Source organism: Pseudomonas rossensis (genome assembly GCF_039888995.1).
Lineage (GTDB): Bacteria > Pseudomonadota > Gammaproteobacteria > Pseudomonadales > Pseudomonadaceae > Aquipseudomonas > Aquipseudomonas rossensis.
On record NZ_JBBWCB010000124.1, the window covers coordinates 1 to 15,610 of the forward strand.

Annotated in this window: 13 protein-coding genes and 2 pseudogenes; 6 read left to right on the forward strand and 9 right to left on the reverse strand. The window is 59.4% G+C overall.

Going from position 1 to position 15,610, the window contains the following annotated elements:
- Positions 1-40: 40 nt before the first annotated feature.
- The 3 genes from WLY71_RS24310 to WLY71_RS24320 all read left to right on the forward strand — a co-directional run bounded on the left by WLY71_RS24310 (position 41) and on the right by WLY71_RS24320 (position 3,250).
- The gene (locus WLY71_RS24310) at positions 41-925 is read left to right on the forward strand and encodes a LysR substrate-binding domain-containing protein (RefSeq protein ID WP_347805592.1); all 885 of its coding nucleotides are present in this window, start codon (positions 41-43) and stop codon (positions 923-925) included.
- Between the two features lie 100 nt (positions 926-1,025).
- The gene (gene aguA, locus WLY71_RS24315) at positions 1,026-2,150 is read left to right on the forward strand and encodes an agmatine deiminase (RefSeq protein ID WP_347805580.1); all 1,125 of its coding nucleotides are present in this window, start codon (positions 1,026-1,028) and stop codon (positions 2,148-2,150) included.
- A gap of 2 nt (positions 2,151-2,152) precedes the next feature.
- Positions 2,153-3,250 carry an extracellular solute-binding protein gene (locus tag WLY71_RS24320; protein ID WP_347805581.1) on the forward strand — a complete coding sequence of 366 codons (1,098 nt, stop codon included), beginning with the start codon at positions 2,153-2,155 and terminating at the stop codon, positions 3,248-3,250.
- Here WLY71_RS24320 and WLY71_RS24325 read toward each other — a convergent pair.
- The 5 genes from WLY71_RS24325 to WLY71_RS24345 form a co-directional block, all read right to left on the reverse strand.
- On the reverse strand, positions 3,225-3,875 hold the full coding sequence (locus WLY71_RS24325; protein ID WP_347805582.1) for a DNA-3-methyladenine glycosylase family protein: 651 nt from the start codon (positions 3,873-3,875) through the stop codon (positions 3,225-3,227). The two genes, WLY71_RS24320 and WLY71_RS24325, sit on opposite strands and share 26 nt — an antisense overlap.
- Before the next feature lie 4 nt (positions 3,876-3,879).
- The gene (locus WLY71_RS24330) at positions 3,880-4,692 is read right to left on the reverse strand and encodes an isocitrate lyase/PEP mutase family protein (RefSeq protein ID WP_347805583.1); all 813 of its coding nucleotides are present in this window, start codon (positions 4,690-4,692) and stop codon (positions 3,880-3,882) included.
- Positions 4,693-4,734: 42 nt separating this feature from the next.
- The gene (locus WLY71_RS24335; protein ID WP_347805584.1) at positions 4,735-5,817 is read right to left on the reverse strand and encodes a bifunctional transcriptional activator/DNA repair enzyme AdaA; all 1,083 of its coding nucleotides are present in this window, start codon (positions 5,815-5,817) and stop codon (positions 4,735-4,737) included.
- An 80-nt stretch (positions 5,818-5,897) separates the two neighbouring features.
- Positions 5,898-6,938: a DMT family transporter gene (locus tag WLY71_RS24340; protein WP_347805585.1), complete on the reverse strand. Its 1,041-nt coding sequence runs from the start codon at positions 6,936-6,938 to the stop codon at positions 5,898-5,900.
- Between the two features lie 73 nt (positions 6,939-7,011).
- Complete coding sequence (locus WLY71_RS24345) at positions 7,012-7,632, reverse strand: LysE family translocator (RefSeq protein ID WP_347805586.1); 621 nt, start codon at positions 7,630-7,632, stop codon at positions 7,012-7,014.
- Positions 7,633-7,802: 170 nt separating this feature from the next.
- Between WLY71_RS24345 and WLY71_RS24350 the strand changes: the two genes are divergently transcribed.
- The gene (locus tag WLY71_RS24350; RefSeq protein ID WP_347805587.1) at positions 7,803-8,390 is read left to right on the forward strand and encodes a LysE family translocator; all 588 of its coding nucleotides are present in this window, start codon (positions 7,803-7,805) and stop codon (positions 8,388-8,390) included.
- A gap of 10 nt (positions 8,391-8,400) precedes the next feature.
- On the opposite strand, the gene WLY71_RS24355 is transcribed toward WLY71_RS24350, so the two are convergent.
- From WLY71_RS24355 to WLY71_RS24365, 3 genes are all read right to left on the reverse strand, one after another.
- Positions 8,401-12,066 (reverse strand): hypothetical protein, encoded by a 3,666-nt coding sequence (locus WLY71_RS24355; protein WP_347805588.1) that lies wholly within the window; start codon positions 12,064-12,066, stop codon positions 8,401-8,403.
- A gap of 235 nt (positions 12,067-12,301) precedes the next feature.
- Positions 12,302-13,135, reverse strand: a complete 834-nt coding sequence (locus tag WLY71_RS24360) for a helix-turn-helix domain-containing protein (RefSeq protein WP_347805589.1) — start codon at positions 13,133-13,135, stop codon at positions 12,302-12,304.
- A 35-nt stretch (positions 13,136-13,170) separates the two neighbouring features.
- Positions 13,171-13,674, reverse strand: a complete 504-nt coding sequence (locus WLY71_RS24365; RefSeq protein WP_347805590.1) for a VOC family protein — start codon at positions 13,672-13,674, stop codon at positions 13,171-13,173.
- Positions 13,675-13,794: 120 nt separating this feature from the next.
- On the opposite strand from WLY71_RS24365, the pseudogene WLY71_RS24370 reads away from it, so the two are divergent.
- A pseudogene (locus WLY71_RS24370) lies at positions 13,795-13,902 on the forward strand (transmembrane sensor/regulator PpyR); the annotation flags it as partial.
- A gap of 10 nt (positions 13,903-13,912) precedes the next feature.
- Here the strand turns inward: WLY71_RS24370 and WLY71_RS24375 are convergent.
- Positions 13,913-14,708, reverse strand: a pseudogene (locus tag WLY71_RS24375) (LysR substrate-binding domain-containing protein).
- 113 nt (positions 14,709-14,821) lie between these two features.
- Between WLY71_RS24375 and WLY71_RS24380 the strand changes: the two are divergent.
- On the forward strand, positions 14,822-15,610 hold a 789-nt coding region (locus tag WLY71_RS24380; protein ID WP_347805591.1), incomplete at its 3' end, for an SDR family NAD(P)-dependent oxidoreductase.

The window sequence follows — 15,610 nt, forward strand, 5'->3', positions numbered from 1 at the left end:
CCAAGGCAGCATGAGCGCCTTCATCACTGGGGCTGAACTCATGCGACGACTGCCTTCTCTGGCCGCACTCAGAACCTTCGAATGCGCCGCCCGTCACGCCCATTTCGGCCGGGCAGCGGCGGAGTTGTGCGTCACCGACAGCGCGGTCAGCCACCAGATTCGCCAGCTCGAAGAGCAATTGGGCGTGACGTTGTTCATCCGCGAAGGCCGGCAAATTCGCCCGACCATGGCCGCCGGGCGCCTGATGCAAAGCTTGCAGCAGGCCTTCGAACTGATCGGCGATGCCTGTGATGAACTGCGTGACCCGTCATCGCTGGCGGTGTTGCGCCTGGCGGTAACTGCCGAGCTGGCGCAAAAGTGGTTGATGAGTCGCCTGACGGATTTCTACGCGCGCTATCCGCACATCACCTTGCACCTCTACGAACAACCGATCGATGCCACGGCGCCGGACGAAGACATCGACCTTGCGATCACTTACGGTACCGGCCCGGTGGACAGCAGCGCGTACTTCGTCAGGCCATTGCCGGCATTGCAGTTCTTCCCGGTGTGCAGCCCCGGCCTGTTCAACCAGGGCACCTTGAAAACCCCAAAGGATCTGGCGCGTCACTGCCTGCTGCACGACGATCAGGACGGCAAGACCTGGACCGCCTGGCTCACCAGCCATGCCGGTGATCAGCGCCCCGAACGGCAGCTGTATTTCGCCCACGCCGGTTTGGCGCTGGAAGCGGCGGCTCAAGGCCAGGGTGTGGCCATGGGCGATAACTTGACCGCGCAGGAGGATTTGCTCAGCGGTCGTCTGGTCCGGCCGTTCACTTCAAGCATGACGGCACTCGGCCAATACGCGCTGGTGTGTGAGCGGGTGCGGCTGGAGCGTCCCGCAGTGGCGCAGATGCTGGAATGGTTCAATGATCAGCTGATCGATTGATGAGTTGAATTCAAGTATTCCGAAATAATCATCGTTGGCGAGGAGGGCGCCGGCGACCGTAGCCTGTGGTCATTCCAATCCCCGCTGATGAGGTTTGACCATGGCACGTTTGCTCGACTCCACCCCCAAACTCGATGGTTTCCGTTTGCCCGGCGAGTTCGAAACCAAGTCCGGTTGCTGGCTCGGCTGGCCGGAGCGCACCGACGTCTGGCGCAATGGCGCCAAGCCTGCGCAGAAAGTCTGGGTGCAAATCGTCACCGCCATCTCCCGCAGCGAACCGGTCACCGTGTGCGCCTCCGCCGCGCAGTTCGCCACCGCTCGCCGCCAATTGCCGGCTCAAGTACGGGTGGTGGAAATGACCTGCAACGACACCTGGTTCCGCGACAGTGGCCCGTGCTTTGTGGTCAACGACGACAGCGGTGAGGTACGCGGCGTGGATTTCGAGTTCAACGCATACGGCGGCCTCGACGGCGGCTTGTACTACCCGTGGGATAAGGACGATCAGATCGCCAGCAAAATCCTCGAAATCGAACGGTTCGACCGCTACCGCGCGCCGCTGATTGCTGAACTGGGCGGTATCCAGAGCGACGGCCAGGGCAGCATTCTGACCACCGAGCAATGCCTGCTCAACCGCAATCGCAACCAGCACCTGGGCAAGGACGAAGTCACCCGGCGATTGACCGATTACCTCGGCGCCGAGCAAATCATCTGGCTGCCACGTGGCTGCAAATTCGACGAAACCGACGGCCATGTCGATGATCTCGCCTGCTTCGTGCGCCCCGGTGAAGTGGTGCTGCAATGGACCGACAATCGCGATGACCCGCAATGGGAAATCTACCAGGAGGCCTACGACATTCTGCGCAGCACCCGCGACAGCCGTGGCCGCGAGCTGAAAGTGCACAAGCTGCCGCAACCGGATGTGCTGGAATGGACCGCCGAGGAAGCCGAAGGCCTGGATCAGCAAGACAGCACTCTCACCCGTCAGGCCGGGACGAAAATCTGCGCCTCGTATATCAACTATTACGCCGGCAATTCCTCGATCGTGGTGCCTTTGTTTGGTGATCGCAACGATCAGGCCGCACAGGCGACCCTCGCCGAACTGTTCCCGCAACACAAAATCGTCGGTATCGAAAACTCCAGGGAAATCCTCCTCGGCGGCGGTAACGTCGCGTGCATCACCATGCCGCAGTACGCAGGCAATGCCTGCAACAAAAAGGGAGTCTGATCATGGGCCTGCACAAACTGACTCAAGCATTACTGCTGGTGCTCGCACCCCTGTGTGTGCAGGCCGCCGACACCGCCAAACCGGTGGTCAATCTGTACATCTGGGGCGAGTACCTGGCCCCGGACACCCTGAGCAATTTCGAGAAGAAAACCGGCATTCACGTGGTGGCCGACCACTTCGACTCCCTGGAAACCGTCGAGACCAAACTGCTCACCGGCCGTAGCGGCTATGACCTGGTGCTGACCGCGGGGCAGCATTTATCCCGGGCGATCCAGAGCGGTGCGATTCAAACCCTGAACCCGCAACAACTGCCGCATTTTGCCGGCGTGGGTGACGAGTTCCGCCAGCACATGGCGGTGTTCGATCCGGGCAATCGCTACGCCGGGATCTACGCCTGGGGCACCACTGGCGTCGGCTATCAGGAAGAGGCGATCAAGCAGCGCCTGCCCGACGCACCAAGGGACAGTTGGGCCATGCTGTTCGACCCGGCGGTGGTGTCGAAATTTGCCGATTGCGGGGTGAGTTTGCTCAACGATCCCAACGAAGTTTTCGCCGCGGTCATGAAGTACATGGGGCTGGACATCAACCGTCAGAACCTCGATGACCTGAAACGGGCCGAGCAGCAACTGGCCAAGATTCGGCCCTACATCCGCTACTTTGACAACGACCTGAACATCAGCGACCTCGCCAACGGAAACACCTGCGTCGCCATGTCGTGGAACGGCAACGTGGCCATCGCCGCCGGACAGGCCGACGCTGCGAACAAGCCGTTCAAGCTGAGTTATCGGATACCGAAGGAGGGCACGTTGATCTGGTTTGACGCGATGGTCATTCCCAAGGATGCGCCGCACCCGCAGGCAGGACTGGCGTTGATGGATTATCTGATGACGCCGGAGGTGATTGCGCCAATCACGGATACCATCCATTACGCCAATGCGATTACGGCGGCGGACGGGTTGATTGATCCTGCGATTCGCAATGATCCGGGGACGTATCCGTCGGCCGAGGTGAGGGCTTCGTTGTATAGCAAGAATGACAATGGCAAGGCGTTTAACCGGGCGTTGATTCGGGCGTTCAGTCGTTTGAAGTCGGGGTTATGACTGGAACAGGCAGCTTTGGAACACGCCACAAATACCACGCCGCCACCGTCCGAAACGGACGCCACCCCAGCCCGATCTCAATCATCTGCTTGCGATTGGGCTGTACCTCCAACCCCTTCATCCGCCGATATCCCTCTCGCACCCCGAAATCATCGGCCGGCAAAATATCCGGCCGTTCCAGGCTGTAGATCAGCAACATCTCAACCGTCCAGCGCCCAACCCCACGCAGGGTGATCAAGCGTTCGATCAACGCTTCATCATCCATCGCCACTGCCTCAGCGTAATCCGGCACCACACCGTCCAGCGCCGCTTGGGCAATGCCCTGAATGGTCGCGATCTTGCTGGCGGAAAACCCGCAACTGCGCAGTTGATCGAACTCAGTCGCGACTATCTGTTCAGGCCTCGGGAATGCGCCCGTCCCAAACAACGCCAGCAACCGACCGACAATCGCATCCCCGGCCTTCGCATGCAGTTGCTGGTAGGCAATCGCCCGCACCAGCGACTCATAAGGATCGCGAGCCGCATGGGGCTGATGCAGGCAAGGGCCGATGGCGGCGATGTGGCGGCGCCAGTCCTCATCGATGGACGATAGAAACTCGGTGGCGGGCAGATAGGCGTCGGGCATGGGGTCAAGCTTTCCCGGACGGCGCCAACAGGGCGTTCACTTCGCCATAGGTGAAGGCCTTGAGATCACGGCTGTCGAGTGTCCCTGTTTCCAGAAAGCTCTTGGCCAGTGCGCTCATGGCGCCATAAAGAAACTCGGCGATGCGTGAACCCGCGCTCAAACGGCGTACGCCGAGGGCTTTCAGCTCTTCGGGCGATGGCAATCCGGGGAGCCCGAGCACGTTCACCGGCAGCGTGGTGCCCTGGCAGAGCGCAGCGATCTCGTACTCGGCGGTGACGCCAGCCGCGAACAAACCATCGGCACCGGCCGCCTGATACAGCGCGGCGCGCTTGAGCGTCTCGGCCACGCGATCTTCGGCGGGCACCAGGCTCTTGAGGTACACATCGGTGCGGGCATTGATGAACAGCTTCACATTTCGGCGACTGGCAACCTGCCGAGCGATTTCGATCTTGCGCACCAGCAACTCTGGCGGGGACGCACCGTCCTCGATATTGATCCCGACGGCCCCGGCGGCAATCACCGCATCGATGAGGTCGGCCACCCGCGTCAGGTCATCGGAATAGCCGGCTTCGATGTCCACGGTCAGCGGCACCGAGATCACCCGGGCAATGGACTCGACCGTTGATATCAGGCGCTCAAGGGGCAGGGCATTGCCATCCGGATAACCGTGAGCCCAGGCCACCGCCGCGCTGCTCGTGGCAACGGCTTTGCTGCCCAGTTGCTCCACGATTCGCGCGCCAGCGGCATCGCCGACGTTGGTGAGAATCAGCAGGCCATCCTGGTGAAACTGGTGAAATTGATTGTCGAGCGTGTCCATCGAATGTCCTTCCTTATGACTTTTTGAGAAGCCTGCAAGTAATCAGAATGCGAGTGGTTGCGTGATTTGCACTGCCGCTTTTTCCAGCCTTAGCAAGAACGCCTTGCGTGGTTGTCCTCCACCATAGCCGGTCAGCGAGCCGTCCGCGCCGATCACTCGGTGACAGGGCACAACAATTGAAAGACGGTTATGCCCGTTGGCCAGGCCCACGGCGCGACTGGCGCCGGGCTTGCCCAATAACGCCGCAATGGCGCCGTAGGTGCTGGTCTGGCCGTAGGGGATCTTCGCCAGTTCGGCCCAGACTTGTCGGGCGAAATCGCTGCCAGGCAAGTGTAGTGGAACGTTGAACTCAGTGAGTTTGCCGGCGAAGTACTGCGTCAGTTCGGCTTCAATCTGCTGCAAATGCGCGTTATGCCCTGGCGCGACGGCATAGCCGTATCGATTCTGCAATTCTTCGACTTCCTTGGTCAGCGCTGGCCGATCAAGAAACTCCAGCAGCACCAGCCCGCGTCGTTCGGCCATGGCGATCATCGGCCCCAGCGGGGTGGTCAAGCGAGTGAACAGCAGCGGCTCGCTGTTGGCGGCGCGGCCGGGCGTGATGTTGAAGGACTTTTGAAACGCATCGCGAAACCCGCTCAGGGATTCGTAACCCGAGTCGAACGCCGCATTGTCGATGGAGTCGCCCTGTTTGATCCCGCCCAACGCCATGCCGAGGCGTCGGGTGCGCAGCCAGGCGTGAAAGGTCATGCCGAAATGCTGCTTGAACCAGCGGCGCAGTTTCAGCGGTTCGATGCCCTCGGCCAGCAGTCGGGTATCGGTCCAGCGCTGCTCGGAGTCGGCATCCACCGATTTGAGCAGCTTCTGCACCCAGTCCGGGGCGATGGCCGCCGCGTCCAGTGGTTTGCAGCGCAGACAGGCGCGATAGCCCGCGGACATGCACTCATCGGCATGGGCGAAGAACTCGACGTTCTCCGGTTTCGGTTTGCGGGCCGTGCAACTGGGGCGACAGAAGATGCCGGTGGTTTTGACCGCGGTAAAGAACACCCCCTCGTAGGCGGTGTCTCGTTCGAGCATGGCGCGAACCATCTCGGCGTGGGGCGGAAGCAAAGCGTTTTGTAGGTTCATGGAGTGAGCATAAGACGCGTCGCCCAACGCCTCCACCGGAAAATCGACAGAGAATTCCAGTCATTCGTCATGAAGGCTGCCTAATGGTTATGTCGGTGATGGATGTCCGGAAAATGTGGATGACTGTGGCGCAGCGGCGTGTGTTCATGTTCGTGACTGTGAGGCTCGGTTCCGTCCCACTGAAACGAATGCTCATGTTGATGATGCTCGTCATGCACATGGCGATGAGCATGCTTGAGCGCCTCATGTTGATGCTCGTGGGCATGACGTTCCTTGAGGTGAATCCATACCCCAAGGCCCATCAACAGCGAAGCGGCCCAAAATGTCAGCGTGACGGGTTCATCCAGCAGCAGGATGGCGATTGCCGCGCCGAGGAAAGGTGCCGTGGAAAAGTAGGCGCCGGTACGCGCAGTGCCCAGGCCTCGGAGTGCCAGAACGAACAACACCAGGCTGATGCCATACCCCAGGAAACCGACGATCAACGTAGGCCCCAGCACCGTCATGTGCGGCAGTTTTGCGCCGAGCAACAGCGCCAGAGCGCAGTTCACCGACCCGGCGACCAACCCCTTGATGCCGGCAATAAACAGCGCATCCGAGGCCGATACCTTGCGCGTCAGGTTGTTATCGATCGCCCAGCACACGCAGGCCAGTGCTACCGCCAACGGTCCGATCCAGCCCTGTGACTGCGCCGGGTTCTGGGGCCACGCAAGCAGTAAGCCACCTGCGACGATTGCCAGCATTCCGGCGACGATGCGCCGGTCAGCGTTCTCCTTGAATACCACCCAGGCCAGGACGGCGGTCAATACCGATTCGAGGTTGAGCATCAGCGAGGCCGTGGCGCCGGCGGTCAGGGTCAAACCGAACATCAGCGCCACCGGCCCGAGCACGCCGCCAAAAGCGATGGCACCGATCAGCCATGGCCACTCCGACGATTTCAGGCCGCTGGGCTGCCAGCCTCGGTCGCGCAAAAGTCTGACGAGCGTCAGGCCCAGACCGCTGCCCAGGTACAACAACCCGGCCAAAAGGATCGGCGAAAGGTTCAAGCCCAGCAACTTGGCCAATGGCGTACTCGCGCCAAAAAGAGCGGCAGCACCAAGGGCGTAGACAACGTTCAGGTTCATTCAAGGCTCGTTGGGTATTGATACGGGATCAAACGCAGTTTGAACCTGCGTTGCGTCGAGTCAATCCATAACCTCAGGCCCGGCGCGCCATCAGCAACACCGAAGCGGCCGCCGACAACAATCCCGCGCAGCAACGATTGAATAGCCGCTTGCCCCGGGGTTCGGCGAACCAGCGCCGCATATGCAGGCCCATGTAGGCGTAGGCACCGATGGCGATCCATTCCAGCACCAGGAACAACGCGCCCAACACGGCGAATTGCGGCGATACGGCTTGGGTCGAGTCGACGAATTGGGGCAGGAACGCGGTGAAGATCAGGATCGCTTTCGGATTACCGGCCGCCACCAGGAACTCCTGCCGCGCCAACGCCAACATCCCCACCGGCGCGCCCGCCTCCACGTTTTCCGCCCCGGAATCGGCGCGCCACAATTGCCAGGCGAGGTAGAGCAGATACGCCGCCCCCAGAATCTTGATCCCGTAGAACAACAACTCCGACGTTTGCAGCACCACCGCCAGCCCCGCCGACGCGAGGGCGATCATGCCGGCGAACGCGAGCAGTCGACCGATCCCGGCGACACAGGCGATGCGATAGCCGTAGCGGGTCGAGTTGCTGACCGACAACAGGTTGTTCGGCCCGGGCGCCATGTTCAGGGCGAAGCAGGCCGGAAGAAAGAGGGTGAGGGTGGCGAGGTCCATGGCGGGGTTCCAAAAGCAGGAACGGTATTTTTATCACAGGCGTGGGGTGGCTTGGCCCATACAGTGGTGGACATCGGTCGCGGTACAGCTGAGGGGTGTTTTGTTCAATACAGCCATCAGGTCGCTCTTTACCTTGAGGCCTCGTTCAACTTAATTGAAGAAGGTCTGTGATGAGTCTGATTATCTCGATGGCGGCGTTTGCACTGGTGGCCTCGATAACCCCAGGGCCGGTGAATATCGTGGCGTTGAGTTCCGGCGCGCAATTTGGTTTTCGCGCCAGTCAACGGCATGTGGCCGGGGCGACGCTGGGTTTCGTCGTGTTGTTGGTGTTGATGGGATTAGGCCTGCATGAAGTGTTGCAGCGATGGCCAGCGCTGACGCAGGTGGTGCAATGGGCGGGTGTGGCGTTCCTGTTGTACATGGCCTTCAAGTTGGCCGCCGACAATGGGCATCTGGATGCGAAGGAGTCAGGCCGTGCGCCGTCGATGTTGTACGGCGCGGTCATGCAATGGCTCAACCCGAAAGCCTGGCTGGCCTGTGTGGCGGGCATGGGCGCTTTTGTTGCGGATGGCGAGGCGCGGCTGGTCTGGCAGTTTGCGGCGGTGTATCTGGTGATTTGCTACGTGTCGGTCGGCTGTTGGGTCTATGCCGGGACGTTTTTGCGCGGGTATTTGAGCAACGCCAAAGGCATGCGGTTGTTTAACCGAAGCATGGCGTTGCTCTTGGTGGTGTGCGCGGGATATTTGATCCGGGCTTAGGCGCTGCGCATCAACCCAGACCGCTCAGTGCATTTTCTACCGGTAGCGGCAGGGCGTTGAACCGATTGGCTCGCAGTTCCGTGATGGCATAGATGGCGCGCGCCGTGCGGCCATTTCCGTCGACAAAACTGTGGTAGCCCAGGAATGCACCCAGCATCTGTTTACCGAAGTGCTCATGAGCCGAATCCAGGGCTGCCAGGTGTTTTTCCAGCATCGCTGCGCCCGAAACGTTGGACGGGTAACGCGCTTGAGCAGTAGGGCTGCGCAAGGCATCTGTAGCTTCGGGTACCAGACGCCGATGCAGTTCTTTGTAAACGGCAGGGTCGGTCAGGGACTTGCCATTACCGCTGAACTCGCGAAGCAAGGTCCTGATGTTATCGACTTCGTTTCGAGAGCTCGACGCTTTGAGAATCCAGGCAGCGGCTCGATCAGCGTTGTCGGTCAAGCGGCCCGGGTTAAAGGACACATCGTCGAGAAAGCCGCTGTAGGGTGCTTTGCCAAGGTCCGAAGCGAGCAATGTTTTTTGATGTTGATTCATGGCCGTCAGGTTTTTGTACTCCACCCCCAGAAGGTCGTAGAACAGCTCCGGCAGTGTCGTGTGATCCTTGAACTGTCGCAGGTTATCCAGGGAAAACTTTTGCGCTTGCTGGCGTATCAACGAATCGACAACGTCCGAACCCAGGACCTTCTTCAGCGATTGAGCGGTGTCAGACTGGCGTGCGAGGTCGGTCAACGAGCCTTCAAACAAATGCTGAAGCTCCGTTTGGGGAACGTTCTTGAGCAACTTTGCATCATCGGCTTGCAGGTGCTTGAGCACATGTTCAGCGGTTTCGAGCCCATCGCTTTTAAACAGCGCCCGCGCATGCGCTACGGTGTCGAGGCTCATGCGGATCCGCGCGGCCGCACCGGTGTGGTCGAGGGCGCGCAGCAGGTTGTAGGAATGGGCGCCTGTCAGGCGATACAGCTGCACCCTGACGATATGCGCCGCAGCGGCAGTATGGCCGGCGAGTTTTATCGCGCCTCTGCCAATCAGTTTTACACCGCCCTTGATCAGGGTCGGTATTCCATCCAGCGGGTTCAACAGGGAAACGACGGTGCGCGTGCCAATCCGGGACGCGGACAACAATTTTGTGGCCAATGACGCGCTCTTTCCAACGGCCTTGCCCACCTGTGCCGGCACGCTGGCAAAGACAAAGGCAACAGCCGCCGCGTCCATCACGCAACTGGCGATCGCGTCCCGCTGCCTGGCCGGAACACCGGAAGACAAACCCTCGATGCATTCCTTGAACGGAATGATCAAATTCAACAGCGTATTAAAGATGACATCGAACTTTTCCGCCGCCAGTTCCTGTTCCGTGCTGTCACGGCCCATGTCCGCCAGTTCACTTTCGGTCAGGAAGGGATGCTGCTCAGCGATCAGGTCGCTGATGGCTTTTATGCGCTCGGCGTTGAAGTAAGCCAACGGTTTACTGGAGTGGGTCGGGTGCGATGCACTGTCGAATTCACCTATCTTGCGCACGAATACCGAAGACGTCGTATCACTGCGCGGCGCAGCGTTTTTAAAGTAGGCATCCAGATCCAGTGGCGCATCCAGAAGGCCGTTGTCTTTGACAAAGTTGCCCCGTGTGCCGTCCTGTTCATAAGTAAACAAGTATTGACCGACTTTCTCCCTGAGTTCCGGCGTGCTCCGGCATTCAGAGCGCAACGGGAACAGTTCGAAGCAGCGAACCAGCGTGCCTTGATATTCCGCACAAATAATCACGCCGTAACGGCCCGTTCGCTCCCGTGTCGCCTCGGGTATTGATCCTATGTAAATATGCTGTTTGTAGGCTTCTACACGGTAGATAGCCAATCGCCCATGTTCGATAAATCTTTTGTCGGATTTCTCCAACTGTGAAAACACATAGCGAATCGTGGTCGACAGGCCGGATATCAGTTGGTTGTAGTGATTGTGCACGGCTGTTTCATATAGGTCGGCAACCGGGTACAGCTGCTTGAGCCTGGGAAATTCCTGATAAATATCGCGGCCCCTGATACGCCCCCAGTCTTGCGTGTGAAGTTGGTCGCTCATGTACAAGTCCAACACTGAAACTTTGCGTCCGCTACCACCACCGGAGCCCCGGTGTTTGACCAGCCGTTCATGAGGGTCGCAGGCCGGTACGTACGATGTCAGCTCTTTCAATGCGAGGGCTTTGCGCCGGGGAATTGGCTTGTTGATCGCGTCAAGCGCGGTAGACAGCGTCTCGACATGCTCGTTATAGGCCTCGATGCCTTTATTGATCGTTTCGAGGCTCAGGTTGCCGTCAGCGTCGCGTTGGATCAGTCCATTCATCAATGCCCACGTAACGACCGGGTCAATCCCCGCCGTGGCGTGCAAATCGTTGAGTTGCGGGGTGAGCCCCGAGATCGGGCTAAAGCCCAGCAAGTGTTCATAGGTCATGCGCCGGGAGCAGCCGGGAACAATGCTTTCGGCCAGGCCCACGGCTTGGCAGAGGATGACCCAGCCCGGGGTTCCGACCTTCAACGACGCGGGTAGTTCGCGCACCAGATACTCCGGTGCCATACCCGCCAATGCCAGTTCGGCCACCAGGGGGGCGATGAGTTTATCGAGCTTGAAGCGCTGAATCAGATGCGCTTCCAGGTCGTTGCGGACATCGCAAGGCCGGCGCTGAACCTGGGCTGAGGAGTAAAGGTTGAACCCTGCAAACGTCGTGTTGGCCGTGTCTACCTCGGGATCGAGATCCAGCAGCATGGCGGCGATCAGCAACTGATCGACAAATTGTTTCGACGCCTTGGGGCCTGACTCGTCGGTGAACCAACCCAGCGCATCAATGTAGTTTTGCCCGGTTTCATCCAGCAGGCGCGCGTCGCTGATCAGCCGTTGCAAGCGGTACTCGAGGCCCTGCGGCTGCTTGTCCGATCCTGCGTTTTCCATCACCAGCGATGCGCCAAAGTATTCGGCCAACGGCATTTCGTTGCCGGTCAGTTGCGCGGTGATGTCACGAATAATCGCGCGTTTGCTCTTGGTTAACTCGAAGGGCGAATCCTCTGGAGCGTCCAGCAGCTCCCAGTAGTTACCCGTGTCCGGCAGGTCCGGAATAACGGCGAAGTTGAGCAGGTCAATCAGCGCTTTGGTACTTTCTTCATTGGTGGGCAGTGGCAAGTTGTGAAAACGCAGCCATTGGCCAACGGCAATTCGATCATTGGAAGATATGAAGCCGCCCATGAGTCTGGCCATCTTTGCCAGTAACGCCAGATTCTGTTTGAACTCGGCAACGCCGGTAATATGAGAGGTGATGTCGACGCGCGCGAAGAAGCGGTTGGTGGCCTGTTCAGCTAAATCGCCAGAGCGACCGAAAGAGCTGATGTCTTCCCGGACGTAATAAAGACGGCCTTCTTGGTCGACATGGAAAGTGGCGTGTTCGCGGATAAATTGTTCGGCGCGGATGTTCATGAAGTCGGGCTGTCGAATCATTCGCGACAAAAGAAAGGCGCTGCTGTGATGAACTTCATGGAAGGCGGAGTTGGGCACGCAGGAAACGGCCAGTCGATCCCACGGCCACGCCAAGGCCTGGTGAAATAACTCATCCCCCATGGCGTTGGTGAGCGCTTCGGTAATCGCCATTCGTTGGCGTTCATCGCCGGAAGTCAGGTTGGCCTGTTCTTGCAATTGCATGATTTAAGTTCCATCTTCGAGTGAGTGAGTAAGTTTCCTGGTTGGCGGGAACTTACCCATTACGCTAATTGAACTGATGCACGTTGTTGTTTTAGCTATATGTCCATATATGTATAAAACAGACGTGGGGTGAGCAAGGTGTCGGGTGGCGTGCCAAATACCTTAGGGGGGCGATGTGTTGCAGTATGTATATGCGAAAGTTTGCCACGGGTTCTTTTATTGATGACGGCTGATGTCAACTCCGATATTGCCCCGGTGTCGCCGCCAAATGCTGTTTAAATACCCGTTGAAAATGCGCCTGATCGGCAAACCCGGCTTCAAGTGCCACATCGGCAATCAATTTGCCGCTACGCAACCGCTCCCGGGCGAACTGGATTCGCTGGTTGAGCACAAACGCGTGGGGCGTCATGCCGTAATGCTGTTTGAACGCACGGATCAAGTAGGACGGCGATAGCTGAGCCGCCTCGCAAATGTCTTCGAGCTTGAGCATTTGCGTGCAGTTGTCGCGGATGTAATCGGCCGCCCGTTCCAGTTTGAAATTGGGCTCGCGCAGCGGTTGATCAATCGGATTGAGCCGCTGCTGCACGTCGGTGAAAAACTCCACGGCCGCGCTTTGCTTGCGCAACACGTCTTGCTGCGCATCGACCAGCACGTCGTACAAACCCTTCAGGCCGACAAACAGGTCGCTGTCGTGAGTGTGGGTGATGGAAAATCGGCGAAACGCCAAGTCCTGGCTGAAACCGAACTGGTGCTGCAAATCGGTCAGCCAGGGTGTCTCGACGTACAGCATCAGGTACGACCACGGCTGGTCATCGATGGGATTGCAGGCGTGGACATCACCGGGGTTCATCAGCACCACGGTGCCGGCACTGACCTGAAACTCCGATTGCTCGTGGAGGTAGGTACTGCGCCCGGCCGTGATCGCACCGATGGAAAAGTGCTCGTGAGAATGCCGGGTGTAGCAGACCTCGCGGCCGTCGGCGATGGAGCGGGCTTCGATGAAGGGCAGGGCGTCGTCGCGCCAGAAGCGCGGGGCTTTGTCAGCGTCTTTGGCAGCGGCGGGCTTCATGGTCAGCGTCCTCGGCAGGTCAGCGTCGAAGTGTATTAGCTCTCGCCGTTAAAGGCTCGTTGCAGCGCTGCGATGTCGAGTTTTTTCATCTGCAACATCGCCGCCATGGCGCGTTGTGATTTTGCCGTGTCAGGGTCTTTCATCATGTCCATCAGGACCACCGGTACGATCTGCCAGGACACGCCGAATTTGTCCTTGAGCCAGCCGCATTGCTGGGCCTCAACGGGTCCGCCCGCGGACAGACGCCCCCAGAAGTGGTCGACTTCTTCCTGAGTATGGCAATTGACCTGAAATGAAACCGCTTCATTGAACGTGAAGATGGGACCGCCGTTGAGGCCGGTAAAACTCTGTCCGTCCAGTTCGAAACTGACCGTCATCACCGAGCCTTCGGGCCTGCCGTGAATCTCCTGACCGGCCTTGCCGTAGTGGGTGGTGGCGCTGATTTTCGAATGATCGAAGATCGCACAGTAGAGCTTCGCGGCCTCCTCGGCCTGATTGTCAAACCACAGGCAGGGCGTGAGTTTTTGAACGCGGTGCATGGTGTCGCTCCTCTACGGATTACTCAGGCTGGACTTTCAGCGTAGTCAGCCTGCAGTCGATTGGCTGGACCGTAGATCGACAAGTGGGTCTGTAGATTTGCATTCGCTGGAGTCGATATGATGCATGCGATGACCATCATCGGGCCGACCTTGCTCAAAATCGGCTACGTGATGCGTCTTCTGGCGCAGCATCGGCTGGGTAAAAATCTGGTCGGCGCTGTGGCCTGAAGGCGACGGCTCAGCGACGGCCCAGCCCTCCTTTTTCAGCGATCCACCGGGTGGCCAAATCAATAAAGGCCCGCAGTTTTGGCGGTGTCTGGGTGCGGCTGGGGAAGTACAGGTACAACGCCGAGCTGAGTGGCACAAAGGGTTGCAGCACCCTTTCCAGACGTCCATCCGCCAACTCGTCGGCTATCTCCAGATCACAGGCATAGGCCAGGCCTGAACCGCTGCGTGCAGCCGCCACCAACAACCTGCGGTCATTGACGATCACGCCGCCCTCGACGCCCACGGTGAAGTCCCGACCCTCGCGGCGAAACTCCCAGCGATGCGCGCTGCCGGAGGTCGAGAAGCGAAAGCCAATGCATTCGTGTCGGGTCAGGTCTTCCGGGATGGCAGGTTTGCCAGCCTTGGCGAAGTACGCCGGGGAGCCCACCACCGTCCATTGCAGGTCAGGTGACAGGCGCACCGCGATCATGTCTTTTTCAATCGACTCTCCCAGGCGAATCCCGGCATCAAAGCCGCCGGCCATCAGGTCAACCGTGGCCTCGTCCAGGGAAATATCGAGAGTGACTTGCGGGTAGGCCTCGCGGAACAGCGGAATCAGCGGCCCCATCAACAAGGCCCCGGACAATCGCGGTGCCGTGAGTCGCAGCGTGCCCATGGGCTGATCACGGAAACCGCTGAGCACCGCCAGGGCTTCATCGATTTCACTGGCCGCCGGACGCAAGCGGGCAAACAGACTGGCGCCGGCTTCGGTCAGTGCCACTCGGCGCGTGGTGCGCTGAAACAGCAGCACGCCGGTGCTGATTCATATCGGCGCCATTATGAAAGAGCGTTTCATAGTGCTTGTAACACGAGGGCATTTTTCCAACCAATGTTCCTGCGTACCTTGCGCTTACCCCACTGCAAACAAGGATTCGCGAACATGACTACTTCCCAAAACTTCAAACGTGTCTGGCTCATCACCGGCGCTTCTCGCGGCATCGGCGCCAAGATCGCTGCCGCCGCACTGGCCAATGGCGATGCCGTGGTCGCTACCGCCCGTGACGCCAGCAGCATCACCCAGCGTTTTCGCGAGCAGCCAGGCTTGCGGGCCGCCACCCTTGATGTGAACAACGAAGGCCAGGGCGTTGCGGTTGCCAAGTCGGCCATCGACCACTTTGGGCGCATCGACGTGCTGGTCAACAATGTCGGCTTCGGCGTGCTCGGCGCGGTGGAAGAAGCCAGCGCCGATGAAGTGCGCCGCGTGTACGAAACCAACGTCTTCGGCTTACTGAATGTCACGCGCGCCGTTCTGCCGCACATGCGCGCCGCTCGTAGTGGACATGTGATCAATCTTTCCTCCGTGGGTGGTTACACGTCGGGTCCGGGCTTCGGCGTCTACTGCTCGACCAAATTTGCCGTCGAAGGCTTGAGCGAGGCGCTGCACGCCGAGCTGGCACCGCTGGCCATCAACGTGACCATTGTCGAGCCCGGTTACTTCCGTACCGAATTCCTTGAAGGCAATTCGCTGGTCGAATCCCCGGCCTCGATCGCCGACTACGACAGCACGGCGGGCGAGGTGCGTAAAATTGCCAAGGCCGTGACCCTGAATCAGCCTGGCGACCCGGACAAGCTCGCCCAAGCCATGATCACCCTGATGGAAGCGCAAAAAGCCCCGCTGCGCTTACCGCTGGGCAGCGACTGTGTCGCGGCGATCGAAGCCAAGAACACC

What these genes read in the sequence shown, in the direction of transcription:
- WLY71_RS24355 (WP_347805588.1), bottom strand. Translation starts at nt 12,066, where the DNA reads ATGCAATTGCAAGAACAGGCCAACCTGACTTCCGGCGATGAACGCCAA.
- WLY71_RS24325 (WP_347805582.1), bottom strand. Translation starts at nt 3,875, where the DNA reads ATGCCCGACGCCTATCTGCCCGCCACCGAGTTTCTATCGTCCATCGAT.
- WLY71_RS24310 (WP_347805592.1), top strand. Translation starts at nt 41, where the DNA reads ATGCGACGACTGCCTTCTCTGGCCGCACTCAGAACCTTCGAATGCGCC.
- WLY71_RS24345 (WP_347805586.1), bottom strand. Translation starts at nt 7,632, where the DNA reads ATGGACCTCGCCACCCTCACCCTCTTTCTTCCGGCCTGCTTCGCCCTG.
- WLY71_RS24340 (WP_347805585.1), bottom strand. Translation starts at nt 6,938, where the DNA reads ATGAACCTGAACGTTGTCTACGCCCTTGGTGCTGCCGCTCTTTTTGGC.
- WLY71_RS24360 (WP_347805589.1), bottom strand. Translation starts at nt 13,135, where the DNA reads ATGAAGCCCGCCGCTGCCAAAGACGCTGACAAAGCCCCGCGCTTCTGG.
- WLY71_RS24330 (WP_347805583.1), bottom strand. Translation starts at nt 4,692, where the DNA reads ATGGACACGCTCGACAATCAATTTCACCAGTTTCACCAGGATGGCCTG.
- WLY71_RS24320 (WP_347805581.1), top strand. Translation starts at nt 2,153, where the DNA reads ATGGGCCTGCACAAACTGACTCAAGCATTACTGCTGGTGCTCGCACCC.
- WLY71_RS24365 (WP_347805590.1), bottom strand. Translation starts at nt 13,674, where the DNA reads ATGCACCGCGTTCAAAAACTCACGCCCTGCCTGTGGTTTGACAATCAG.
- WLY71_RS24335 (WP_347805584.1), bottom strand. Translation starts at nt 5,817, where the DNA reads ATGAACCTACAAAACGCTTTGCTTCCGCCCCACGCCGAGATGGTTCGC.
- WLY71_RS24350 (WP_347805587.1), top strand. Translation starts at nt 7,803, where the DNA reads ATGAGTCTGATTATCTCGATGGCGGCGTTTGCACTGGTGGCCTCGATA.
- aguA (WP_347805580.1), top strand. Translation starts at nt 1,026, where the DNA reads ATGGCACGTTTGCTCGACTCCACCCCCAAACTCGATGGTTTCCGTTTG.